Consider the following 21,912-nt stretch of genomic DNA (forward strand, 5'->3'; position numbering starts at 1 on the left):
TTGCAAAATGAGGAAGTCAGGGCGCCAGCATCAGTTGGCTTGAGTATCGCCCTGGCGATTGCCGTTTGTCTCTGGGTTCGCGCTTGGTGCCGTCGGCAGGTTGCGGGCGATCAAGCCACGATAGGTCGCAGCACCCAGGCAAGCGCCGAAGATCGGCGCGAACACCGGAACCAGGAAATAAGGGATATCCCGACCGCCAGTGAAGGCGATTTCGCCCCAGCCGGCCAGGAAGGTCATCAGTTTGGGCCCGAAATCGCGGGCCGGGTTCATCGCAAAGCCGGTCAGCGGGCCCATGGCGCTACCGATCACGGCGATCAACAGGCCGATCAGCAGCGGTGCCATCGCACCACGGGGCAGGCCGTTGTTGTCGTCGGTCAGGGCCATGATGACCGCCATCAGGATTGCAGTGATCACCACTTCGACCAGGAACGCCTGTGCGGTGGAAAGCGAAGGGTGTGGGTAGGTGGAGAACACCGCCGCCAGTTCCAGGCTTTCGCTACTGCCGCGCAGCATGGCATGGGTTTGTTCGAAATCGAAGAACAGGGTGCTGTACAGGGTGTAGACCAGCGCCGCGCCGCAGAAGGCGCCGCAAACCTGGGCCAGCATGTAGAACGGCAGTTTGCGTTTGTCGAAGCTTGCGAACAGGGTAAGGGCGATGCTGACGGCCGGGTTCAGGTGCGCACCTGATATACCGGCGGTGAAGTAGATCGCCATGCTCACGCCGACGCCCCAGATGATGCTGATTTCCCACAGTCCAAAGCTGGCGCCCGCGACCTTGAGGGCGGCGACGCATCCTGTGCCGAAAAAGATGAGCAGCGCCGTGCCGAGGAATTCGGCCAGGCATTGGCTGGACAGCGTAGGTTCGCGTAGAGCAGTCGTCATGTATGACCTCTTTTTTTTTGTTGTGAGGCGCTAAGCGCTCGACAGCAAAGCCCGGCGTCCATCCCCATTGACCCCGGGCGCATGTAGGAATGCACTTAAAAAGTGCACCATTTATTCAGAAACGAAAAAATATAGACAAGAAACGCTTATGTCAAAGGTCGAAAGTGAACGATCGGTCACGATATGAGCGTTGAATGCGGGCGCGAATCCCACGCTAGAGCGGCGTGTCAGCTGTGAACTGGCTGGAGTGTAGGATTTGTCCTAAAGTAGCCGCCGAATTGTCTCGGAGCGGAGCACTGCATGACCCCGGCCCTCGATCTTTTGAAAAAGGCGCGCGCGCAACATCGCGTGCACAGTTATGAACACGATCCAAAGTCGGCGTCTTATGGGCTGGAGGCGGCTGAAAAACTGGGGCTGGAACCGCAGCAGGTGTTCAAGACCTTGTTGGCCTGTAGTGAGAAGGGCGAGTTGCTGGTGGCCGTGGTGCCTGTTGTGGGCACGCTGGACCTCAAGGCGCTTGCCCATGCCGCAGGCGTGAAGAAATGCGAGATGGCCGACCCCGCGGCAGCTCAGCGTGCCACAGGTTACCTGGTGGGCGGAATCAGTCCGCTGGGGCAGAAAAAGCGTCTGCGCACCTTCATCGACGATTCGGCGCAGAACTTTGCCACCATCCATGTCAGTGCCGGGCGACGGGGGTTGGAAGTGGAACTGGCTGCTGCTGTACTGGCCGAGCAGACCCAGGGCACCTTCGCCGGTATCGGTCGGGGTTGAGCTGCGCAGGGGTCGCCTGGCAGCCCCACGTTGCTGAATCAGGTCGCCGAGCTGTAGCGACGCACTCCGTTTTCCTGCCGTGGCAACTGCGCCGCGACACTGCCGGGTACCGGGAACAGCACCAGGTGGTCAGCTTTGACGGTAATGCCGACCTGCTCGCCAATTTGGTGATCGATATGGCTCGGGAAGATCGCTTCCAGCTGGCTGCCTGTCGGCAATTGCAGGCGGTACAGTGTCGATGCGCCCAGGAAACTCTTGCCGACGATGCTTGCGCGCAGTGCGCTGTCGGCGTCAGGGACGATATCGTCAGGGCGCAGCAGCACGTCTACCGAGCTGCCGGGGGCCATGATGTAGGCGCGGTTACCCCGCAGCTCTCCGAGCTCGGTGTTGACTGACTCATGGCTGCTCATCTGGCCACGGATGAAATAACCCTGGCCGATGAAACTGGCGACGAATGGCGTCTGCGGCTCATGGTAGAGGTTGTAGGGCGTGTCCCACTGCTCCAGGCGGCCTTCCTTGAACACGCCCACATGGTCGCTGACCGCGAAGGCTTCTTCTTGGTCATGGGTAACCAGAATCGCGCTGGTACCACGGCTTTTGAGGATGTCACGGACTTCGTGGCTCAGGCGTCGGCGCAATTCGACGTCCAGGTTGGAAAACGGCTCGTCCAGCAGCAGCAATTGCGGCTCTGGGGCCAGCGCCCGGGCCAGGGCCACGCGCTGTTGCTGGCCGCCTGAGAGCTCATGCGGGTACCGCCCGCCGAGGCCACCGAGCTTGACCAGCTCGAGCATTTCTTCGACCACCTGCCCCTGGGATGGGTGCTTGGCGATGCCGAAGGCGATGTTTTGCGCCACGGTCAGGTGCGGGAACAGCGCATAGTCCTGGAACACCATGCCTATGCGGCGCTTCTCCGGGGACAGGGTAAAACCGGCGCGGGAAATGACTTCGCCCGCGAGCTGGATCTCACCTTCGTGTACCGGCTCGAAGCCGGCGATGGCGCGCAGGGTGGTGGTCTTGCCGCAACCCGACGAACCCAGCAGGCAACCGATGTCGCCTGCGTTCAGGTGCAGGTTGAGGTTCTGGACGATGCGCTGGTCGCCGTAGCCGCAGGCGAGGTTGCGCAGGTTGAGCAGTAGGGGTTGACTCATGCGTGGTGGTAAGCCGGTTCGACAAGGAATTCGAGAAGGGCCTTCTGTGCATGCAGGCGGTTTTCAGCCTGGTCCCACGCGACCGAACGGGGGTCGTCGAGCAGGTCATGGCTGATTTCCTCGCCGCGGTGGGCGGGCAGGCAGTGCATGAACAGGGCATCGGGTGCCGCCAGGTCAAGCAGTTCGCGGGTGACCTGGTAAGGCGCGAAATGCGCCAGGCGCCGTGCAGTTTCCTCTTCTTGGCCCATGGAAGTCCAGACATCGGTGGTCACCAGATGCGCGCCACGTACGGCTTCACGTGGATCGCGGATGATCTGCACGCGGTCTGCGCCCAGTGCCATGAAGCGTGGGTCAGGGTCATAACCTTCCGGGCAGGCGATGCGCAGCTGGAAATCGAACTGCCGGGCAGCCTCGATGTACGAGTTGCACATATTGAAACCATCGCCGATCCAGGCCACGGTCTTGCCCTGGATAGCGCCACGGTGCTCGTGGAACGTCTGCATGTCGGCCAGCAATTGGCAGGGGTGCGACTCATCGGAAAGGCCATTGATCAGCGGTACGCGTGAATTGGCGGCGAACTCGGTGAGGGTGCTGTGCGCGTGGGTGCGGATCATCACCGCATCGACCATGCTCGACAGCACGATGGCGCTGTCGCTGATCGGTTCGCCCCGGCCCAGCTGTGTGTCGCGTGGCGACAGGAAGATAGCCTGGCCACCGAGCTGGATCATGCCGGCTTCGAACGACACCCGGGTCCGGGTGGAGGATTTTTCGAAGATCATGCCCAGGACACGGTTTTTCAGCGGTTCGAACAGCACGCCGCGCTTGCGCAGGTCCTTCAGCTCGATGCCTCGGCGGATCACACCGAGCAATTCGTCGGTGGTGAAATCCAGCAGGGAGAGAAAGTGCCTTGCGCTCATGATTGACTACCTTATCTGCAACGGTATGCAGGTCGACCGTATGGTTTTTTTGACAACGGGAGTGACCTGCGGCGTAAGCCGCACGGGGCGGACGAAATAGGGAAAGGCGCAATACTATAATTAAATGTCGCCTAAAACCAAGAGGGGGAACAGCGGCTCTGTTGCAAAGGGTGTCATTACCCCTTGAGCCTGCGCTGTTTTTTATTTGCTACAGAGGTTGTACACGGCTTGCTGGCAATTTGGCAAATGGCTGTCGCAAATCGTGCGCCTGATGTCGGGAGATTCACGCTGCGAAGCGCGCTGGCAGGGTGCAAGGGCAGGGGGCATAGTCGGTTTTCAACAATTGCAAGGCAGAGGCAGCCATGACCAAGACCCTGCATCACCGTGCCTGCCACCTGTGTGAGGCGATCTGCGGGCTGAACATCGAAGTCAGCCATGAAAGCGACGGGGAGGCGCGCATCAGTGCAATCAAGGGCGACCCCCAGGACCCGTTCAGCCGTGGCCACATCTGCCCCAAGGCCGTGGCTTTGCAGGATATCCAGGATGACCCGGACCGCCTGCGCCAACCGCATCGACGGGTGGGTGAGCGATGGCAGGCCATCAGCTGGGAGGAGGCTTTTGCCTTGGCCGCCGATAAGCTGTGGTCGATACAGCAGGCACATGGGCGTAACGCGGTGGCGGTTTACCAGGGTAACCCGAGCGTGCACAACTACGGCTTGATGACCCACAGCAATTACTTCCTGGGGCTGCTCAAGACACGTAACCGTTTTTCCGCCACCTCTGTGGACCAGTTGCCTCAGCACCTGACCAGCTACCTGATGTATGGCCACGGCCTGCTGTTGCCGATCCCGGACATCGATCACACCGATTTCATGCTGATCCTCGGTGGCAATCCTTTGGCCTCCAATGGCAGCATCATGACCGTGCCGGATGTGGAAAAGCGCCTCAAGGCCTTGAAAGCGAGAGGCGGGCAACTGGTTGTGGTGGACCCGCGACGCAGTGAAACTGCCGCCATGGCCGACCGGCACCTGTTCGTGCGCCCCGGCGGCGATGCGGCGCTGCTGTGCGGTTTGCTCAATACCCTCTTCGATGAAGGCCTGGCGCGTGGTTCGCATCTGCCGGTCAATGGCCTGGAGCAGGTGCGCACGGCGATCAAGCCGTTCACCGCCGAGGCCATGAGCGCCCAGTGCGGCATCGATGCTGCCAGCATTCGCCAGTTGGCACGGGATTTCGCCGCTGCCGACAAGGCGGTCTGCTATGGCCGCATGGGCGTGTCGACACAGGCTTTCGGCACCTTGTGCCACTGGCTGGTGCAAGTCATCAATCTGGTAACCGGCAACCTGGATCGTCGAGGCGGTGCGCTGTGCACCGAGCCTGCCGTGGACCTGGTGGCGAGCACCTCGGGCGGGCATTTCAATGCCTGGCAGAGCCGCGTGTCGGGGTTGCCCGAATACGCTGGTGAGCTGCCCGTGGCGGCCCTGGCCGAGGAAATGCTCACGCCCGGCGAGGGGCAGGTGCGGGCCCTGGTGACCGTCGCCGGTAACCCGGTGCTGTCCACCCCCAATGGCAGGCAGTTGGATGCGGCGCTGCAGGGGCTGGAGTTCATGCTCAGCATCGACCTTTACATCAACGAGACGACCCGCCACGCCGACCTGATCCTGCCGTCTACTTCGGCACTGGAAAACGACCATTACGACAGCACCTTCAACCTGCTGGCTGTGCGTAATGTCACCCGCTTCAACCGGGCCATACTGGCCAAGCCTGCAGGCGCCTTGCACGACTGGGAAATTTTCGTTGGCCTGGCGCAAGCCTTTGCCAAGCGTGCAGAACTGGAACTGAAACCGACCATGGCACCTGCGCAGATGATCGACCTGGCGTTGCGCAAGGGCCGCTATGGCGACGAAAGTCCCCGCAAGCTTTCGCTTGAAACGCTTGATCAATACCCTCATGGCCTCGATCTGGGCCCCTTGGGCGCTAATCTGCGAGGGCGCCTGGCGACTGCCAGCAACGCCGTCGAGGCGGCGCCCCAGATTGTGCTGGAGGACTTGCGCCGGTTGGCCGAATGCGTACCGGCAGTAGCGGGTGATTTGCTGCTTATCGGGCGTCGCCATGTACGCAGCAACAACTCGTGGATGCACAACTACCATCGCCTGGTCAAAGGCAAGCCACGCCATCAGTTGTTGATGCATCCGCAGGACATGCGCCAGCGGCAGTTGGAGGATGGCCAGCGGGTACGCATCCGTTCGCGCACCGGTGACCTGGAAGTCGAGGTGCAGGCCTGTGAGGACATCATGCCTGGTGTGGTCAGCCTGCCGCATGGTTTCGGTCATGGCCGCCAGGGCGTCAACCTGCAGATCGCCCAGGCGCAACCCGGCATCAGTGCCAATGACCTGACCGATGAGCGTCTGCGTGACGCTGTTTCCGGGAATGCGGCGCTCAATGGCGTACCCGTGCACGTGAGCGCCGCCTGAGCACCGGCAATGCCGAGCATTAGGCTCAGGTTTCCGATACAATGCGTCACCGTGCCGACCATCGAGTCGGAAAGTTCAGACGAGGTGTTCCATGGATATCATCGAAACGATCAAAGAGCAGATTGCCAACAACACCATTCTGCTTTACATGAAGGGCTCGCCGAATGCCCCGCAATGCGGGTTCTCGGCCAAGGCATCGCAAGCTGTGATGGGTTGTGGCGAAAAGTTTGCTTACGTGGATATCCTGCAGAACCCGGAAATCCGCGCCAACCTGCCTAAATACGCCAACTGGCCGACCTTCCCGCAACTGTGGGTAGCTGGCGAGCTGGTCGGCGGTAGCGACATCATGCTGGAGATGTTCGAGAACGGTGAGCTGCAGACACTGATCAAGGACGCCGCTGCCAAGGCCAAGGCTTCCGAAGCCTGATCTTTCGGCAAGCATAAAAAAACCCGCTCATGGCGGGTTTTTTTATGGGGCCGGAATTTACTCTTCGCCCATCTGCGACTGCAGGTAGTTCTCGATGGTGATCTTGTCGATCAGGCTCAATTGAGTTTCCAGCCAGTCAATGTGTTCTTCCTCGGATTCGAGGATGTCTTCAAGCAGTTCACGCGAGCCGAAGTCACCGACGGTTTCGCAGTGGGCGATGGCGGCTTTGAGATCGACCAGGCCTTTCTGCTCGATCTTCAGATCGCATTCGAGCATTTCCTTGGTGTGCTCGCCGATCAGCAGCTTGCCCAGGTCCTGTACGTTCGGGATGCCTTCTAGGAAGAGAATACGCTTGATCAACTTGTCAGCGTGTTTCATCTCATCGATGGATTCCTTGTACTCGTGCTTGCCGAGCTTGTTCAGGCCCCAATCTTCGTACATGCGTGCGTGCAGGAAGTACTGGTTGATCGCGACCAGCTCGTTTCCGAGGATCTTGTTGAGATGCTGGATGACGCTTACGTCGCCTTTCATTGCGGGTTCCTGCCCTGAGAAGTGTGCCGATACAGGGAAGTTTGAGCCTGATACTTAGGGCTGTCAAACCTAAGTTCTTGAATAATAAGTGAAAATTAATAGGAATAAGAATGTTTGTGAACCGCGTTGGGACGCTAACTTATTGAATTGTAGGCATAAAAAAACCGGACACGAGGTCCGGTTCTTCGAATTGGTCGATATCAGGCGGCAGTAAATTCCACCGGATAGGGCAGGGCGGCTTGCTGGCTCACCTGAAGCTCGGTCAGGGTCTCGCGGACTACCTGCTTGGCCAGGCACGCGCATTTGCCACATTGGCTGGCGACATTGGTCGCGGCTCTGACGTCCTTGTAGCTGCAGCATCCTTCATAGATCGCATCGCGGATCTGTCCGTCGGTCACGCCGACACAAAGACACACATACATAAAGTCGGACCATCGCTGGTTGAGTCGATGGGTGGAGAGTAATGGTAATGAGAATGCTTGTCAAAACACTTTCTGTAAGTGCCGTGCTTGAGCGACCGGCGGTTGGATTCGGCCTGTCACCGGAAGCCGTGTATGATGGTCGGCCTTTGTTGGATGTCGGGCAAGCCCGCCTTGGCCTGGCAAACGGTTCTTCACCCTCATCAGGAGATTGCAATGAGCGTACTCGTTGGCAAAAAAGCCCCCGACTTCACCGTCCCGGCTGTACTGGGCAATGGCGAAATCGTCGACAGCTTCAACCTGGCCTCGGCCATCAAGGGCAAGTACGGCCTGGTGTTCTTCTACCCACTGGACTTCACCTTCGTATGCCCGTCCGAGCTGATCGCCCTGGACAACCGCATTCCGGACTTCCAGGCCCGCAACGTTGAAGTGATCGGCGTTTCGATCGACTCGCACTTCACCCACAACGCCTGGCGTAACACCCCGGTCAACAATGGCGGTATCGGCCAGGTCAAATACACCCTGGCAGCCGACATGACCCACGAAATCTGCAAGGCCTACGACGTCGAGTCCGAAGGCGGCGTGGCTTTCCGTGGTGCCTTCCTGATCGACACCAACGGCGTTGTCCGTTCGCAGATCATCAATGACCTGCCGCTGGGCCGTAACATGGACGAGCTGCTGCGCCTGGTCGATGCCCTGCAATTCCACGAAGAGCACGGTGAAGTCTGCCCGGCCAACTGGAAGAAAGGCGACAAGGGCATGAACGCTTCGCCAGAAGGCGTTGCTGCTTACCTGAGCGAGAACGCTGGCAAGCTGTAATTGCCGAGCGCATAAAAAAACCGGCCTTCGTGGCCGGTTTTTTTTTAGCTGCAAGCTTCAAGCGAAAAGCAGAGCGCATGCGGGCTGCTCTTTCTTGCAGCGTGCAGCTTGCCGCTCTGTGCCTCAATCGTTGAAATCGCGCCAGCCGCCCATCTCTTTCCAGCGGTTGACGATGCCGCAGAAGAGTTCGGCTGTCTTCTCGGTGTCGTAACGTGCCGAGTGCGCCTCACGGCCGTCGAAGTCGATGTCCGCGCTCTGGCAGGCCCTTGCGAGCACGGTCTGGCCGTACGCCAGGCCAGCCAGGGTGGCGGTGTCGAAGCTGGAGAACGGGTGGAACGGGTTGCGCTTCAGATCGTTGCGCGTCACCGCCGCATTCAGGAAACCCAGGTCGAAGCTGCTGTTGTGGCCGACCAGGATCGCCCGCTTGCAGCCGTTGGCCTTCAGTGCCTTGCGCACGCCGCGGAAGATGTCGGTCAGCGCGCTTTCCTCGCTCACCGCCATGCGCAGCGGGTGGTCCAGCTTGATGCCGGTGAACTCCAGTGCGGCAGCCTCGATATTGGCCCCCTCGAACGGCTCCACACGGTAGAAGTAGGTGTGCTCCGGGAACAGGAAGCCCTTCTCGTCCATACCGATGGTCACCGCGGCGATTTCCAGCAGGGCATCGGTGGCGCTGTTGAAACCGCCGGTTTCGACATCCACCACTACCGGCAGGTAGCCACGGAAGCGCTCGGCCATCGGGTGGCGTGAACCGCTGCTGGCCTGGCCGTCCTGCTCGTCTTCGTAGAGGTCTTCGCTCACGCGTTGTCCTCCAGCAGGCGCCAACGCAGTTTTTCACCGGCGCGCAGCGGGATCACGGTCTGCTCGCCAAACGGCAGGCTGTCCGGGGCAGTCCATTCTTCACGGACCAGGGTAATCGTGTCGGTATTTGCCGGCAGGCCGTAGAAGGCCGGACCATGCAGGCTGGCGAAACCTTCCAATTTGTCCAGCGCATTACGCTGTTCGAAGGCTTCGGCGTACATCTCGATGGCCGCATAGGCGGTGTAGCAACCGGCACAACCGCAGGCAGCTTCCTTGGCGTGGCGGGCGTGGGGTGCCGAGTCGGTGCCGAGGAAGAACTTCGGGTTGCCACTGGTGGCCGCGTCCAGCAGCGCCACCTGGTGGGTGTTGCGCTTGAGAATCGGCAGGCAGTAGAAATGTGGCCGAATGCCGCCAACCAGCATGTGGTTGCGGTTGTACAAAAGATGCTGTGCGGTGATGGTCGCACCGACGTTGGCAGGCGCCTCGGTGACGAATTGCGCTGCATCGGCGGTGGTGATGTGTTCGAACACCACTTTCAGCGTGGGGAAGCGCTCGACCAGGCGACGCATGTGTTCGTCGATGAAGCGTTTTTCGCGGTCGAACACGTCGATCTCGCTGCGGGTCACTTCACCATGCACCAGCAACGGCATGCCGACTTCAGCCAGCGCTTCGATGGCCGGGAAGATATTGTCGATGCTGGTCACCCCGGAATCGGAGTTGGTGGTGGCGCCGGCCGGATACAGCTTGGCGGCGTACACGATGCCGCTGGCCTTGGCCGCGCGGATGTCCTCGGGGCTGGTGCGGTCGGTGAGGTACAGCACCATCAACGGCTCGAAGCGGCTACCGGCCGGACGGGCACTGAGGATGCGCTCACGGTAGGCCCCGGCTTCGTCGGCATTGCGTACCGGAGGAACCAGGTTGGGCATGATGATGGCACGGGCGAAAGTACGCGCCACATCGCCAACGGTATGGGGCAGGACGGCACCATCGCGCAGATGGATGTGCCAGTCGTCGGGACGCAGGAGGGTCAGGCGATCGGACATTGGGGATTCCAGGCGGGTCGAACTCAGGCGCCAATGCTACCGGAAAACCCTCGCCCGAGCACGGCTATCAAGTTTTCCGGCAAGCGTCCGATAGCCTGCCTGTAAGCCGTCAGAATTAGTGGAGCCTCCCGTGCGCCAGCGTTACCTAGCCCTGTTGACCCTGTTCGCCAGCCTGCCGGCCGGTGCATTGACCTTCCAGACCCGCATGGAAAACATCGCCTGGAAAGTCGAGGGTGATCAGTTCGAATGCCGCCTGATTCAGCCGATCGATGGTTTCGGCAGTGGTGAGTTCGTGCGCCGGGCGGGGGAGCAGCCAGTGTTCCAGCTGCGTTCTGGCAGTAATGTGCTGGGGGCCGGTTCCGCTACGCTGCTGGCGGCTGCGGCCCCTTGGCAGCCGGGCCGTGGCGATATCAACCTGGGGGCGGTGCGGCTGGCGCGCACTGGGGTGCTGTTCAGTTCATCCCAAGGCCAGGCCAGCCGCTTGATCAATGGCCTGCTCGATGGCCGCAGTACGGTGGTGCGAAGCTATACCGGGGAGGCGGGGCGGCCGATCGAAGTGCGTGTGCTGCCGGTGAGCTTTGCCAAGGCGTGGAGTGATTATCAGGCGTGTGCCGGCAAGATGTTGGCGATGAACTATGACCAGGTGCGCCAGACGCAGGTGGGGTTCCCTGGAGGGGGCATCGACCTGGATGCCGCGGCGCGGGCGCGACTGGATGTGGTCCTGGATTACTTGAAGGCCGATCCGACGGTCAACCATATCGAGCTCAATGGCCACTCCGACAACAGCGGCAATCGCTTGACCAACCGTGATACCTCACGGCGCCGTGCGTTGGCGGTTGCTGATTACTTCAAGGCCCATGGGGTACCGGAGGAGCAGATCACCGTGCGCTTCCATGGCGAACGTTATCCGTTGGTTAAGAACAACAGCGCCGCAAACCGCGCACGCAACCGGCGCGTCAATATCGAACTGGATCGTGTCACGCCGGTCGAGAAACCTGCGGCCCAACCTGTCCAGCATCCGGCCCCAGCGACGGCCCCCGCTACGGCGCCTGCGCCAGGCCCCGCCAGCGCTGCTCCTGTGCCGCCTGCTGCGAAACCTTCCTGACGCTGCAGGGCGTCGCCCCTTTGACAGTTCCTGTCGCTTTGTCGTCAGAAGCTGTCGCCCCACTGTAAATTTATCCGCAACGCCGGTAGAATCGACCCCTTTCCGTACAACCCCGTGGAGTGATGGCATGGCGGACGTAAAAAAGGTCGTACTGGCGTATTCCGGCGGCCTTGATACTTCGGTGATTCTCAAGTGGCTGCAGGATACCTACGACTGCGAAGTGGTGACGTTCACCGCTGACCTGGGTCAGGGCGAAGAAGTCGAGCCGGCTCGCGCCAAAGCCCAGGCAATGGGCGTCAAAGAGATCTATATCGACGACCTGCGCGAAGAGTTCGTGCGTGACTTCGTCTTCCCCATGTTCCGCGCCAACACCGTCTACGAAGGCGAGTACCTGCTGGGTACTTCCATCGCACGTCCGCTGATCGCCAAGCGCCTGATCGAAATCGCCAACGAAACCGGCGCTGACGCCATTTCCCACGGCGCCACCGGCAAAGGCAACGACCAGGTCCGTTTCGAGCTGGGTGCCTATGCACTCAAGCCGGGCGTCAAGGTCATCGCCCCATGGCGCGAGTGGGACCTGCTGTCCCGCGAGAAGCTGATGGACTACGCCGAGAAGCACGGTATCCCGATCGAGCGCCACGGCAAGAAGAAGTCGCCGTACTCGATGGACGCCAACCTGCTGCATATCTCCTACGAAGGCGGTGTTCTGGAAGATACCTGGACCGAGCACGAAGAAGACATGTGGCGCTGGAGCGTCTCGCCGGAGAATGCTCCGGACCAGGCGACCTACCTCGAACTGACCTACCGCAATGGTGACATCGTCGCCATCGATGGCGTCGAGAAGACCCCGGCCACTGTCCTGGCCGACCTGAACCGCATTGGCGGTGCCAATGGTATCGGCCGTCTGGACATCGTCGAAAACCGTTACGTGGGCATGAAGTCGCGCGGCTGCTACGAGACTCCGGGCGGTACCATCATGCTCAAGGCTCACCGTGCAATCGAGTCGATCACTCTCGACCGCGAAGTCGCTCACCTGAAAGACGAGCTGATGCCCAAGTACGCCAGCCTGATCTACACCGGTTACTGGTGGAGCCCGGAGCGTCTGATGCTTCAGCAGATGATCGATGCTTCGCAGGTCAACGTGAACGGTGTTGTGCGCCTGAAGCTGTACAAGGGCAATGTCACCGTGGTCGGCCGCAAGTCCGACGACTCGCTGTTCGATGCCAACATCGCGACTTTCGAAGAAGATGGCGGCGCCTACAACCAGGCCGATGCTGCGGGCTTCATCAAGCTCAATGCACTGCGCATGCGTATCGCTGCCAACAAAGGCCGCGCGTTGCTCTAAGGCTTCAAGCGTATTGCATGAACCCCGGCTTGGGGCTAATGCCAGTCAGTTAGCGTCATTAGGGCTGCTACGCAGCCCATCGCCGGCAAGCCAGCTCCTACAGGTACAGCGCAGACCTCAAGTACTGCGCGGCCCCTGTGGGAGCTGGCTTGCCGGCGATGGGCCGCAAAGCGGCCCCATATGGCTTAACTGACTGGCATTCGGCCCCGGCCGGGGTTTTTGTATGCACTTCCCAATACCCACCTGCCCGACAATCCGTGAAGAAGTTTTCCTCGGCTGCAAGATCGTGTACCGCTCAATTTCTCAGGTGTGTCGCGTTTTCCGGTAACTCACAGACCGACACGCGAAAACACTGCTGCTTGTCCAGATTGCAGTATATCCAGGTGCCCCCTGTAACTTGAGGTTGTGCAAGCGTCCTCAGTACATGTTGCTCGATCATTCTTTGCGCATCAGGGCCCGAGAGCATGACCGTTACAGGTTCTGCTTCGAAAGTTGTCGGTTGCGGCGTACTGGTTGCACCGTCAACGGAAGTACTTTCGGGCTTGTAAAGTGATTTGTAATTGAAGTTGAGTGTCAGGAAAAATAGCCCCGTCAGAAAAAATGGAAAGCCCACTAAAAACCAGGTATAGAGACTCTGACTTTTTTCGCTGAGAAACGGAAGTGTTGCCAGTGCAGAGGCCTCGATGATGCCTGCAAAGATGGCGATGATCGTCATTGGGGCGGTGGGTTGGGCGGTGGGTTGGTTTGCAGCCATGATGTTGGCCTCCTGCGTTTTTGCAATCAATACCCTACCGAGCCGCTCAACCAAATTATGCACCGTTTCCGGGGGGGGAAATTGATCCCGGCATTTCGGAATGTCTGAAACAGGTTTTTATTTTGATGTTGGATTGATTGTTGAATTATGCAGGTTTTCATCTCTGTTTCGAGGAAGAATGCGCTTCTGCGGCTAAACAGGTATTCCTATTGGATGATTAGTTGTGCTTTGTAGGAAAATTCCTAAACCGACGTAAGGTTCATCTATTCATGTGTTTGCGCGGAGAATTGGCGCGCCATAATGCGTGCTGCTCGGTTATGGTGGCGCGTCGTCAAAGCAAATAATGAATGAATGGATATCGCATGAATAAAGTCCTTATCGTGGATGATCATCCTGTCATACGCTTGGCAGTGCGCATGCTGATGGAGCGGCATGGATACGATGTGGTCGCGGAAACCGACAACGGCGTGGCAGCTTTGCAGCTAACCAGGAAGCACCTGCCCGATATCGTGGTGCTGGATATCGGCATTCCCAAGCTCGACGGGTTGGAGGTCATTGCCCGCATGGCCTCGGCAAGCCCGGGCAGCCGGGTGCTGGTGCTTACCTCGCAGGCGCCCGGGCATTTCTCGATGCGTTGCATGCAGGCGGGGGCTTCAGGGTATGTGTGCAAGCAACAGGAGCTCACCGAACTGCTCAGTGCGATCAAGGCCGTGCTGTCTGGTTACAGCTATTTTCCCAACCAGGCATTGCACAAGTCGCGCGGCCGGGTTGGGGGAGCCAGCGAGACGGAGATGGTCGATCGCCTGTCGGCACGGGAAATGATGGTGCTTCAGCAACTTGCCCGGGGCAGGTCCAACAAGGAGATAGCCGACAGCATGTTCCTCAGCAACAAGACGGTCAGTACCTACAAGACCCGTTTGCTGCTCAAGCTCAATGCTCACTCGCTGGTGGACTTGATCGAATTGGCCCGGCGCCATGGCCTGACGTGACCCTGAATACAGATAGCCTCCTTGAGGGAGGCTTTCTCGGTGTCGTTACAGGTCGTAGTCGAAATCGGCGAGTTGCCGTTGCAGGCGCCGCTCTTCGAGGAGGTTGTCAATGGTGCGACGCTTGCTCAGGTTGGTCTTTGCGGTTTCAACCAGAGGTTCGGCGTCGTCTTCAGCTGTGACAAAGTCTTCTTCGATCGACAGTTCGTCTTTATCGGTACTCATGAGTCGCTCCAAGCCAAGGGGCCATTGGCCGTCCTTATAGCGAGAAAGCGAAGTTTGGTAAAAAAGATTTTTTCAATCGGGACGTGCATGAAGTCGCTATCGAATCAATCGTCCGACGTCTTCTGCTTGAACTCGCACAGGTCTTCGATCCGGCAACTGCCGCAACGTGGCTTGCGTGCCTGGCACACGTAACGCCCGTGCAGGATGAGCCAGTGATGGGCATCGAGCAGATAATCCTTGGGTACGAACTTGAGCAGTTTTTTCTCGACTTCCAGCACGGTCTTGCCCGGCGCGATACCGGTGCGATTGCTGACCCTGAAAATATGCGTGTCGACCGCCATGGTGGGCTGGCGGAAGGCTGTATTGAGTACCACGTTGGCGGTCTTGCGGCCAACACCGGGCAGCGCCTCTAGCGCTTCACGGCTTTGCGGAACTTCGCCTCCATGCCGTTCGATCAGCAAGCGGCAGGCTTCGATCACATTCCTGGCCTTGCTGTTATACAGCCCAATGGTCTTGATGTACTCGCTCAGGCCTTCGACCCCCAGTGCGTAGATGGCGTGGGGGGTGTTGGCGACCGGGAACAGGCGGGCAGTGGCCTTGTTGACGCCGACGTCGGTGGACTGTGCAGACAGTGTCACGGCCACGAGTAGTTCGAAAGGGGTGGTGTAAGCCAGCTCTGTCTTGGGGTCGGGATTGTCTTCGTGCAGCCTGCGAAAGATCTCCAGGCGTTTTGCGGCATTCATGGGGTCAACGCTTTCCTTGACGACGTGAGAGGGCGGGGCCCGGGCGTAGACGATTGTACAAGGCCAGCAGCATGCCGAGCAGTATCAGTGCGCCGGGAGCAAGACTGGCCAAGGGTATGCCCAGCCCCTCGGTCAGCCACTGACGGATAACGCCAAGCGACAGGCAGAGGCCCATCAGGCCGGTCATCTGCAGGCAAAGTTGACGCCAGCGGTCCTTGTCTACCAACAGGTGGTCCGTAACCAGGCACTGCAGGCAGATCAGCGCCGGGAAGTAACCCAGCGCCAGGGCAAGCGGCAACGCCCAGGCGCGCAATGCCATCTGCAGGCAACTGACAAGGGCCGCTAGCAGTAGCAGGCTTGCCAGCGTGTACAGCGCACCGCCAAGCCTTGAGCGCACAAGAGTCAGCAGGGCCTGGTGAAGCACCGTCAGCACCAGCATGCTGGTGCCGATGACGGCGGCTTGAGTGAGCGTGCGTGTGGCGCCGAGTACAGGCGCAAGGCCTGCCACCAAAAGCCAGAACCTAGTCATGGGCGAGCGTCCCGAGCAGAAGTGCACGATGCTGGTCGAAGTAGCGCAGGGCATCCTGCTGTGCCTCGATCACCGCACGCGAAGTGACCGTCGCGCCGGCCAGCTGGTCGAAATCACCTTGGTCGCGCTTGAGTGCCCAGCGATCCTCCAGGCGACGGTCGGCAAATTGCGCGAGCCAGTTCACTTGCGGGTCGCTGATGCGTCCTCCGAGCCCCGGGCTTTCCTGATGGTCGATCACTTGTGTGCCGATCAGTCGACCTTGCACGTTTATGGCAATGGTCAAACGGATTGGTGCGGCGTAACCCTGTACCTGGCTAACCAGGACGACGGCTACGGGGGTCGTGCCGCGGTCAGCACGGTAGGCGGCCATTATGCGGCTATGCGGCGGTTGTTCTGCAGGGAGTGGCACCGGGGTGCTCAGTGGCTGATTGTCATAGCTGTGGGGGGGCAGCACCGAGAGAAACCGGCGTGCGTAAAACTGTTGCTCGGCCTCGGCGATGGGGGCGCGGGTCCAGCGCTGCCAGGCCAACGTGCTCGCCAGTGCCAGGCTGCCCACTGCCAGCAGTATCAATGCGCTGCGCACGTGGCGCCTCATGGCCTCACCTGCCGGTACCGCAAGGCAAGGCGGTCCAGCGAGGGTACCGCAAGGTTCATCAGCAGGATGGCGAAAGCGGTACCATCGGGGTAACTGCCCCACGTCCTGATCAGGTAGATCAAAGCCCCTGCGCTCAGCCCGAACAGCAGCCTGGCAACGTCGGTCTTGGGGCCGGAAACAGGTTCCGTGGCAATGAAAAACGCTGCCAGCATGGTCGAGCCGCTGAGCAGGTGTAGCAGTGGTGAGCCGTTGGAGTCCGAGCCGGAGCCATTCCAGGCCAGCAGGCTGAACAGAAACAATCCTGCCAGCAAACCTGCAGGCGCATGCCAACTGAACACCTTGCGCTGCAACAGAAAAAGCCCACCCGACAGGAACGCCAGATTGACCCATTCGATGCCATGGCCGCCAACGTTGCCGAAGCCTGGGTGGCTGGCGAACAGCTCATCGATGGTCAGGCTACGGTTGTGCCTGATGCCGTCGAGTGCGGTGGGTCCAGCCCACGCATCGATCTGCTCGCCATGGGCAAAGACCAACTGCAGACTATCGCTCAAGCCTGGCGCTTGTGCCGGCCAGTGGTTCATCTGCAATGGGAAGCTCAGCAGCACGAAGGCGTACCCAACCATCGCCGGGTTGAACACGTTACGGCCGGCCCCGCCGAAAGCTTGCTTGCCCAGGCCTATGGCAACCCCCGCTGCAATCACCGGCAACCACCACGGCGCCCCGGTGGGCAGGGCGAGGGTCAGGAGCACTGCAGTGACCAAGGCGCTACCATCGCTCAGTGCCGATGTGACCGGTTGGTTGCGCAACGCCAGCGCTGCCGCCTCGCAGCAAACAGCGGTGATCGCGCACAGCCCCAGGCTCCAGAGCAGGCCCCACCCCAGTAGCCAGAACGAAGCCAGCAGGCCAGGCAGGCAGGCCAACAAGACCAGGCCCATGGCTTTGCGCAGGCGTGGGTCAGGTGGTGCCATGGTCGGGCTCATTGCGTGAATATGCCGTTGAGGCCAGAGAACGCCATACCCATCACACTGGCGCCAAGCAGGGCGATGGGTAGGCCGCGCAGTGCGCCTGGCACCTGTGCGTGTTCGCAGCGCTGACGGAGGTCGTCGAACAACGCCAGCGCCAGCCAGAAGCCAAGCCCCGCCAGAACCCCCCAGCTCAGCGTGGCCAGCCATTCGCCCTGTTCACCTATTGCCTGAAGTGTCATGCCCAGTGCCATGACATTCCCCAGTATCGGCCACATGAGGCTCTGCGTGGGCCACTGCGGGCGCAGCCTGGCAAGCGTCTGGGGGATGCCCCACGCGAGTAGCGCCTGCCAGGGCAGCAGCAGGAACATACGCAGGTCCTGCAGTTGCCAAGGCGCCACGATCCAGTGTTCAAGCAGTTGGCCGCCGGTGACTGCCAACATTATCGACAACGCGCAGGCCAGGCCGCACACATGTACGCGCAGCCGGGAGGCAGGCTGTCGGTGCAAAAGCAGGTGGCTGACCAGTGCGGCGCTGATCAGAACCAGGACATAGTCGTTCATGCAAATGACGATAGCCGTGAATCGCCTGCGCTGTCCGGCAATGCGCAAGGAGGATGAAAAAGCCCCGGCGGTGAGGCCGGGGCTGAGGGGGGTTACTTGATACGCTGGCCTGGCTTTGCGCCACTGTCAGGGCTGAGCAGGTAGATTTCTTCACCGCCAGGGCCTGCTGCCATGACCATGCCTTCGGAGACGCCAAAGCGCATTTTCCGTGGCTTGAGGTTGGCAACCATCATGGTCAGGCGGCCTTCGAGCCTGGATGGATCAGGGTAGGCCGACTTGATACCCGAGAACACATTGCGGCGTTCGTCACCGATGTCCAGGGTCAGTTGCAGCAGCTTGTCGGCACCCGGCACCGCTTCGGCCTTGACGATCAGCGCCACGCGCAGGTCGACGGCAGCGAAGGTGTCGAATTCGATCTCTGCCGACAGCGGGTCCTTGGCCAGTTCGCCATTGCCGGCCGGTGCCTGCGCCTGGCCTTCGGCTGCCAGCAGGTCTTCCTTGCTGGCGGCAATCATGGCTTCGACCTTGGCAGGTTCTATGCGGCTCATCAGGGGCTTGAACGGGTTGAGCTTGTGGCTTTCCAGGCGCGACAGGTGGTCGCTCCAGGCCAGTGGCGCGACATTCAGGAATGCCTCGGCGTCGGCAGCCAGCACCGGTAGTACCGGCTTGAGGAAGATCACCAGTTGGCGGAACAGGTTGATGCCCTGGGCACAGATCGCCTGCACTTCGTCCTGCTTGCCTTCCTGTTTGGCCAGCGACCAGGGGGCTTTGTCGGCGATCCAGGCATTGGCACGGTCAGCCAGGGCCATGATCTCGCGCATGGCGCGGCCAAAGTCGCGGGCCTCGTAGGCTTCGGCGATGCCCGGGGCAGCAGCCAGGAATGCCTCGGTCAGCTCCGGGGCTGCGTCGCCGGCAACCATCACGCCGTCATTGCCTTTGTGGATGAAGCCTGCGCAGCGGCTGGCGATGTTGACCACTTTGCCGACCAGGTCTGAGTTGACCTTTTGCACGAAGTCCTCAAGGTTCAGGTCGAGGTCATCGACGCCGCGCCCCAGCTTGGCTGCGTAGTAGTAACGCAGGTATTCGGGCTGCAGGTGATCCAGGTAGGTGCGGGCCTTGATGAAGGTGCCGCGCGATTTCGACATCTTCGCGCCGTTGACGGTCAGGTAGCCGTGCACGTTGACCGCTGTCGGCTTGCGCAGGCCCGCGCCTTCGAGCATGGCTGGCCAGAACAGGGCATGGAAGTTGACGATGTCCTTGCCGATGAAATGGTACAGCTCGGCCTTGGAGTCTTTGTTCCAGAACGCATCGAAGTCCAACTCTGGGCGGCGCGCGCACAGGTTCTTGAAGCTGGCCATGTAGCCGATCGGCGCATCCAGCCAGACGTAGAAGTACTTGCCAGGCTCGCCCGGGATCTCGAAACCGAAGTACGGCGCATCACGCGAGATGTCCCACTCCTGCAGCCCGGAGTCCAGCCATTCGGCGAGCTTGTTGGCCACCGCATCCTGCAAGGTGCCGCTGCGGGTCCACTGCTGCAGCATGGCCTGGAAGTCCGGCAGCTTGAAGAAGAAATGCTGCGAGTCGCGCAGCACCGGGGTGGCACCGGAGATGGCCGACTTGGGGTTTTTCAGTTCGGTCGGCGCGTAGGTGGCGCCGCATTTTTCACAGTTGTCGCCGTACTGGTCGTCAGCCGCACACTTTGGGCAGGTGCCCTTGATGAAACGGTCGGCCAGGAACATGCCCTTTTCAGGGTCGAAGTACTGGGTGACCGAACGGGTGGCAATGTGACCGGCGTCGCGCAGGCGCGAGTAGATCAGGCTGGACAGCTCGCGGTTTTCTTCACTGTGGGTGGAGTGGAAGTTGTCGAAATCCACCAGGAAGTCGGCAAAATCGCTGCTGTGCTCGGCCTGTACATTGGCAATCAGTTGCTCCGGCGTGATGCCTTCCTTTTCGGCGCGCAGCATGATGGCCGAACCGTGGGCGTCATCGGCGCAGACGTAGATGCACTGGTTGCCGCGCATCTTCTGAAAGCGAACCCACATATCCGTCTGGATGTACTCGAGCATATGGCCAAGGTGGATGGACCCATTGGCATAGGGCAGGGCGCTGGTGACGAGAATCTGACGTGGCTCGGACATGGTGGCTCGGCTACTTATCTGGCTCGGGGTAAATTGAAGGTGATCGGCCACTATAAAGGGCTGGCGAATATATTTCACCCCATGGACGCAACGGCTGACGATTGACGGGTTAGGATAGGCGCCTGTTCGATCAATCGTATGCCAATGGGAGCCTCCATGAGTGCCGTCACCCGTGCCGCCGTCGAAGGCGTGCTTCGTCAGTACACCGACCCTTATCTGAACCAGGACCCGGTCAGCGCCGGCTGTGTGCGTGCCATCGACATCCAGGGCGGGCAGGTCGCTGTGCAGCTGCAACTGGGGTATGCCGCCGGCTTGTTCAAAAATGGCTGGGCGCAGGTGCTGCAGACCGCGATCGAGAACCTTGACGGTGTCAGCTCGGCCCAGGTAACGATCGACTGCGTGGTCGCCGCGCACAAGGCGCAGGCTCAGGTGCCGGCCATGGCCAACGTCAAGAACGTCATTGCCGTGGCTTCGGGCAAAGGGGGCGTCGGCAAATCGACCACAGCCGCCAACCTGGCGCTGGCCCTGGCTCGCGAAGGTGCGAGGGTGGGCATTCTCGATGCGGATATCTACGGCCCCAGCCAAGGGGTGATGTTCGGCATCGCCGAAGGTACCCGCCCGCAGATCCGCGAGCAGAAATGGTTTGTACCGATCAAGGCGCACGGCGTGGAGGTCATGTCGATGGCGTTCCTCACCGATGACAACACGCCGATGGTCTGGCGTGGCCCGATGGTTTCCGGCGCGTTGCTGCAGCTGGTGACCCAGACAGCCTGGGATGACCTCGATTACCTGGTGATCGACATGCCCCCGGGGACCGGTGATATCCAGCTGACCCTGGCGCAGAAAGTGCCGGTGGCAGGTTCCGTGATCGTCACCACGCCGCAGGACCTGGCGCTGCTGGATGCCAAGAAAGGTGTGGAGATGTTCCGCAAGGTCAACATCCCGGTGCTTGGCGTGGTGGAGAACATGGCGGTGCACATCTGCTCGAACTGCGGCCATGCCGAACACTTGTTCGGTGAAGGTGGCGGCGAGAAGCTGGCCGCGCAGTATGGTGTCGAGCTATTGGCTTCGCTGCCCTTGTCGATGCTGATCCGTAAGCAGGCTGACAGCGGCAAGCCGACGGCGATTGCCGAGCCGGAAAGCCAGATCGCCATGGTCTACCAGGAGCTCGCCCGTCAGGTGGGTGCGCGGATCGTGCTGCAGGAAGCGGCAGCACCGGCGATGCCGAGCATTACCATCAGCGAGGATTGAATAAGCGGGGGAGCCTGCGCAGCCTGCATGTGGGCGATGATGCAGCTCCAAGGGCGACATGGCCCGCCGCATGAAATGCCGGGGCCGCTTTGCGGCCCTTTACGACCGCTCCGGCGCCCCGGCAAGGCTGCCCCTGCAAACGGCCATAAAAAAACCCGCCAGAAGGCGGGTTTTTTTTGAAAGCGAGGAAGCTAAATCGACTTAGGCGATTTGAACTTCTTCAGCCTGCATGCCTTTCTGGCCGCGGGTAGCGACGAAAGTAACAGCCTGGCCTTCTTTCAGGGTTTTGAAGCCGTCAGCTTGGATGGCTTTGAAGTGTACGAACAGATCGTCACCCGACTGAGGGGTGATGAAGCCGTAGCCTTTCTCGTCGTTGAACCACTTAACAGTACCGTTTTGACGGTTGGACATTTTTCTGTCTCCTTGGACAAAGTTGATAACGGTCAGGAAAAACCCTGCCCGGGACTGAGCGCAAAGAGAGCAGAAAATT

The 21,912-nt window shown here is 60.4% G+C and carries 24 protein-coding genes; 8 read left to right on the plus strand and 16 right to left on the minus strand.

What is annotated here, in order from left to right; all coding sequences use genetic code 11:
- Positions 1-30: 30 nt before the first annotated feature.
- The gene (locus tag ACMGF5_RS14365; RefSeq protein ID WP_414156893.1) at positions 31-882 is read right to left on the minus strand and encodes an MIP/aquaporin family protein; all 852 of its coding nucleotides are present in this window, start codon (positions 880-882) and stop codon (positions 31-33) included.
- A 300-nt stretch (positions 883-1,182) separates the two neighbouring features.
- Between ACMGF5_RS14365 and ybaK the strand changes: the two genes are divergently transcribed.
- Positions 1,183-1,653: a Cys-tRNA(Pro) deacylase gene (gene ybaK, locus ACMGF5_RS14370; RefSeq protein WP_046787766.1), complete on the plus strand. Its 471-nt coding sequence runs from the start codon at positions 1,183-1,185 to the stop codon at positions 1,651-1,653.
- Positions 1,654-1,691: 38 nt separating this feature from the next.
- Here ybaK and ACMGF5_RS14375 read toward each other — a convergent pair whose 3' ends face one another.
- Together ACMGF5_RS14375 and argF are read right to left on the minus strand one after the other, a co-directional pair.
- Complete coding sequence (locus ACMGF5_RS14375) at positions 1,692-2,801, minus strand: ABC transporter ATP-binding protein (protein ID WP_046787765.1); 1,110 nt, start codon at positions 2,799-2,801, stop codon at positions 1,692-1,694.
- A complete protein-coding gene (gene argF / locus ACMGF5_RS14380; protein WP_046787764.1) occupies positions 2,798-3,718 on the minus strand; it encodes an ornithine carbamoyltransferase in 921 nt (306 codons plus the stop codon). Before argF ends, ACMGF5_RS14375 begins: the two co-directional genes overlap by 4 nt.
- A 362-nt stretch (positions 3,719-4,080) precedes the next feature.
- On the opposite strand from argF, the gene ACMGF5_RS14385 reads away from it, so the two are divergent.
- Positions 4,081-6,189, plus strand: coding sequence for a molybdopterin oxidoreductase family protein (locus ACMGF5_RS14385; RefSeq protein ID WP_204919889.1), 2,109 nt, complete (start codon positions 4,081-4,083; stop codon positions 6,187-6,189).
- A 91-nt stretch (positions 6,190-6,280) separates the two neighbouring features.
- Positions 6,281-6,616, plus strand: coding sequence for a Grx4 family monothiol glutaredoxin (grxD, locus tag ACMGF5_RS14390; protein WP_012313029.1), 336 nt, complete (start codon positions 6,281-6,283; stop codon positions 6,614-6,616).
- Between the two features lie 57 nt (positions 6,617-6,673).
- On the opposite strand, the gene bfr is transcribed toward grxD, so the two are convergent.
- Positions 6,674-7,147 carry a bacterioferritin gene (gene bfr, locus ACMGF5_RS14395; RefSeq protein ID WP_046787762.1) on the minus strand — a complete coding sequence of 158 codons (474 nt, stop codon included), beginning with the start codon at positions 7,145-7,147 and terminating at the stop codon, positions 6,674-6,676.
- Positions 7,148-7,347: 200 nt separating this feature from the next.
- Positions 7,348-7,569, minus strand: a complete 222-nt coding sequence (locus tag ACMGF5_RS14400) for a bacterioferritin-associated ferredoxin (protein WP_039601808.1) — start codon at positions 7,567-7,569, stop codon at positions 7,348-7,350.
- A gap of 213 nt (positions 7,570-7,782) precedes the next feature.
- Between ACMGF5_RS14400 and ACMGF5_RS14405 the strand changes: the two genes are divergently transcribed.
- Positions 7,783-8,385 (plus strand): peroxiredoxin, encoded by a 603-nt coding sequence (locus ACMGF5_RS14405; RefSeq protein WP_012273884.1) that lies wholly within the window; start codon positions 7,783-7,785, stop codon positions 8,383-8,385.
- A gap of 123 nt (positions 8,386-8,508) precedes the next feature.
- Here ACMGF5_RS14405 and rnt read toward each other — a convergent pair whose 3' ends face one another.
- Positions 8,509-9,183 carry a ribonuclease T gene (gene rnt / locus ACMGF5_RS14410; protein WP_046787761.1) on the minus strand — a complete coding sequence of 225 codons (675 nt, stop codon included), beginning with the start codon at positions 9,181-9,183 and terminating at the stop codon, positions 8,509-8,511.
- Positions 9,180-10,226 (minus strand): dihydroorotase, encoded by a 1,047-nt coding sequence (gene pyrC / locus ACMGF5_RS14415; protein WP_046787760.1) that lies wholly within the window; start codon positions 10,224-10,226, stop codon positions 9,180-9,182. The genes rnt and pyrC overlap by 4 nt, the downstream gene beginning before the upstream one ends.
- A 130-nt stretch (positions 10,227-10,356) precedes the next feature.
- Between pyrC and ACMGF5_RS14420 the strand changes: the two genes are divergently transcribed.
- Together ACMGF5_RS14420 and ACMGF5_RS14425 are read left to right on the plus strand one after the other, a co-directional pair.
- On the plus strand, positions 10,357-11,331 hold the full coding sequence (locus ACMGF5_RS14420; protein WP_046787759.1) for a flagellar protein MotY: 975 nt from the start codon (positions 10,357-10,359) through the stop codon (positions 11,329-11,331).
- Positions 11,332-11,458: 127 nt separating this feature from the next.
- Positions 11,459-12,676, plus strand: coding sequence for an argininosuccinate synthase (locus tag ACMGF5_RS14425; protein WP_241804875.1), 1,218 nt, complete (start codon positions 11,459-11,461; stop codon positions 12,674-12,676).
- A 295-nt stretch (positions 12,677-12,971) separates the two neighbouring features.
- Here ACMGF5_RS14425 and ACMGF5_RS14430 read toward each other — a convergent pair whose 3' ends face one another.
- Positions 12,972-13,430 (minus strand): hypothetical protein, encoded by a 459-nt coding sequence (locus ACMGF5_RS14430; protein WP_115273718.1) that lies wholly within the window; start codon positions 13,428-13,430, stop codon positions 12,972-12,974.
- A 362-nt stretch (positions 13,431-13,792) separates the two neighbouring features.
- Here ACMGF5_RS14430 and ACMGF5_RS14435 point away from each other — a divergent pair, with 362 nt between their 5' ends.
- Positions 13,793-14,419: a response regulator transcription factor gene (locus ACMGF5_RS14435; RefSeq protein WP_046787756.1), complete on the plus strand. Its 627-nt coding sequence runs from the start codon at positions 13,793-13,795 to the stop codon at positions 14,417-14,419.
- Between the two features lie 45 nt (positions 14,420-14,464).
- On the opposite strand, the gene ACMGF5_RS14440 is transcribed toward ACMGF5_RS14435, so the two are convergent.
- From ACMGF5_RS14440 to metG, 7 genes are all read right to left on the minus strand, one after another.
- Positions 14,465-14,641, minus strand: coding sequence for a PA3496 family putative envelope integrity protein (locus tag ACMGF5_RS14440; RefSeq protein WP_046787755.1), 177 nt, complete (start codon positions 14,639-14,641; stop codon positions 14,465-14,467).
- Positions 14,642-14,745: 104 nt separating this feature from the next.
- On the minus strand, positions 14,746-15,384 hold the full coding sequence (gene nth, locus ACMGF5_RS14445; RefSeq protein ID WP_046787754.1) for an endonuclease III: 639 nt from the start codon (positions 15,382-15,384) through the stop codon (positions 14,746-14,748).
- A 4-nt stretch (positions 15,385-15,388) separates the two neighbouring features.
- Complete coding sequence (locus ACMGF5_RS14450) at positions 15,389-15,913, minus strand: Rnf-Nqr domain containing protein (protein ID WP_046787753.1); 525 nt, start codon at positions 15,911-15,913, stop codon at positions 15,389-15,391.
- Positions 15,906-16,508, minus strand: a complete 603-nt coding sequence (locus ACMGF5_RS14455) for an RnfABCDGE type electron transport complex subunit G (RefSeq protein ID WP_046787752.1) — start codon at positions 16,506-16,508, stop codon at positions 15,906-15,908. Before ACMGF5_RS14455 ends, ACMGF5_RS14450 begins: the two co-directional genes overlap by 8 nt.
- On the minus strand, positions 16,505-17,476 hold the full coding sequence (locus ACMGF5_RS14460; protein ID WP_414156894.1) for an RnfABCDGE type electron transport complex subunit D: 972 nt from the start codon (positions 17,474-17,476) through the stop codon (positions 16,505-16,507). Before ACMGF5_RS14460 ends, ACMGF5_RS14455 begins: the two co-directional genes overlap by 4 nt.
- Before the next feature lie 8 nt (positions 17,477-17,484).
- Entirely contained in the window at positions 17,485-18,033 is a 549-nt protein-coding gene (locus ACMGF5_RS14465; RefSeq protein ID WP_115273721.1) for an Rnf-Nqr domain containing protein, read from the minus strand.
- A 92-nt stretch (positions 18,034-18,125) separates the two neighbouring features.
- Entirely contained in the window at positions 18,126-20,171 is a 2,046-nt protein-coding gene (gene metG, locus ACMGF5_RS14470; RefSeq protein ID WP_115273722.1) for a methionine--tRNA ligase, read from the minus strand.
- Positions 20,172-20,327: 156 nt separating this feature from the next.
- Between metG and apbC the strand changes: the two genes are divergently transcribed.
- A complete protein-coding gene (gene apbC / locus ACMGF5_RS14475; protein WP_414156895.1) occupies positions 20,328-21,422 on the plus strand; it encodes an iron-sulfur cluster carrier protein ApbC in 1,095 nt (364 codons plus the stop codon).
- Between the two features lie 201 nt (positions 21,423-21,623).
- On the opposite strand, the gene ACMGF5_RS14480 is transcribed toward apbC, so the two are convergent.
- Positions 21,624-21,833 (minus strand): cold-shock protein, encoded by a 210-nt coding sequence (locus tag ACMGF5_RS14480; protein ID WP_012273869.1) that lies wholly within the window; start codon positions 21,831-21,833, stop codon positions 21,624-21,626.
- Positions 21,834-21,912 lie beyond the last annotated feature (79 nt).

This window comes from Pseudomonas sp. BNK-15, from assembly GCF_047456105.1.
Taxonomy (GTDB): Bacteria; Pseudomonadota; Gammaproteobacteria; order Pseudomonadales; family Pseudomonadaceae; genus Aquipseudomonas; species Aquipseudomonas putida_E.

Excerpts from the sequence above, each read along its gene's own strand:
- ACMGF5_RS14365 (WP_414156893.1), bottom strand. The coding sequence starts at position 882 with ATGACGACTGCTCTACGCGAACCTACGCTGTCCAGCCAATGCCTGGCC.
- ybaK (WP_046787766.1), top strand. The coding sequence starts at position 1,183 with ATGACCCCGGCCCTCGATCTTTTGAAAAAGGCGCGCGCGCAACATCGC.
- ACMGF5_RS14375 (WP_046787765.1), bottom strand. The coding sequence starts at position 2,801 with ATGAGTCAACCCCTACTGCTCAACCTGCGCAACCTCGCCTGCGGCTAC.
- argF (WP_046787764.1), bottom strand. The coding sequence starts at position 3,718 with ATGAGCGCAAGGCACTTTCTCTCCCTGCTGGATTTCACCACCGACGAA.
- ACMGF5_RS14385 (WP_204919889.1), top strand. The coding sequence starts at position 4,081 with ATGACCAAGACCCTGCATCACCGTGCCTGCCACCTGTGTGAGGCGATC.
- grxD (WP_012313029.1), top strand. The coding sequence starts at position 6,281 with ATGGATATCATCGAAACGATCAAAGAGCAGATTGCCAACAACACCATT.
- bfr (WP_046787762.1), bottom strand. The coding sequence starts at position 7,147 with ATGAAAGGCGACGTAAGCGTCATCCAGCATCTCAACAAGATCCTCGGA.
- ACMGF5_RS14400 (WP_039601808.1), bottom strand. The coding sequence starts at position 7,569 with ATGTATGTGTGTCTTTGTGTCGGCGTGACCGACGGACAGATCCGCGAT.
- ACMGF5_RS14405 (WP_012273884.1), top strand. The coding sequence starts at position 7,783 with ATGAGCGTACTCGTTGGCAAAAAAGCCCCCGACTTCACCGTCCCGGCT.
- pyrC (WP_046787760.1), bottom strand. The coding sequence starts at position 10,226 with ATGTCCGATCGCCTGACCCTCCTGCGTCCCGACGACTGGCACATCCAT.
- ACMGF5_RS14425 (WP_241804875.1), top strand. The coding sequence starts at position 11,459 with ATGGCGGACGTAAAAAAGGTCGTACTGGCGTATTCCGGCGGCCTTGAT.
- ACMGF5_RS14430 (WP_115273718.1), bottom strand. The coding sequence starts at position 13,430 with ATGGCTGCAAACCAACCCACCGCCCAACCCACCGCCCCAATGACGATC.
- ACMGF5_RS14435 (WP_046787756.1), top strand. The coding sequence starts at position 13,793 with ATGAATAAAGTCCTTATCGTGGATGATCATCCTGTCATACGCTTGGCA.
- ACMGF5_RS14440 (WP_046787755.1), bottom strand. The coding sequence starts at position 14,641 with ATGAGTACCGATAAAGACGAACTGTCGATCGAAGAAGACTTTGTCACA.
- nth (WP_046787754.1), bottom strand. The coding sequence starts at position 15,384 with ATGAATGCCGCAAAACGCCTGGAGATCTTTCGCAGGCTGCACGAAGAC.
- ACMGF5_RS14450 (WP_046787753.1), bottom strand. The coding sequence starts at position 15,913 with ATGACTAGGTTCTGGCTTTTGGTGGCAGGCCTTGCGCCTGTACTCGGC.
- ACMGF5_RS14455 (WP_046787752.1), bottom strand. The coding sequence starts at position 16,508 with ATGAGGCGCCACGTGCGCAGCGCATTGATACTGCTGGCAGTGGGCAGC.
- ACMGF5_RS14460 (WP_414156894.1), bottom strand. The coding sequence starts at position 17,476 with ATGGCACCACCTGACCCACGCCTGCGCAAAGCCATGGGCCTGGTCTTG.
- ACMGF5_RS14465 (WP_115273721.1), bottom strand. The coding sequence starts at position 18,033 with ATGAACGACTATGTCCTGGTTCTGATCAGCGCCGCACTGGTCAGCCAC.
- metG (WP_115273722.1), bottom strand. The coding sequence starts at position 20,171 with ATGTCCGAGCCACGTCAGATTCTCGTCACCAGCGCCCTGCCCTATGCC.
- apbC (WP_414156895.1), top strand. The coding sequence starts at position 20,328 with ATGAGTGCCGTCACCCGTGCCGCCGTCGAAGGCGTGCTTCGTCAGTAC.
- ACMGF5_RS14480 (WP_012273869.1), bottom strand. The coding sequence starts at position 21,833 with ATGTCCAACCGTCAAAACGGTACTGTTAAGTGGTTCAACGACGAGAAA.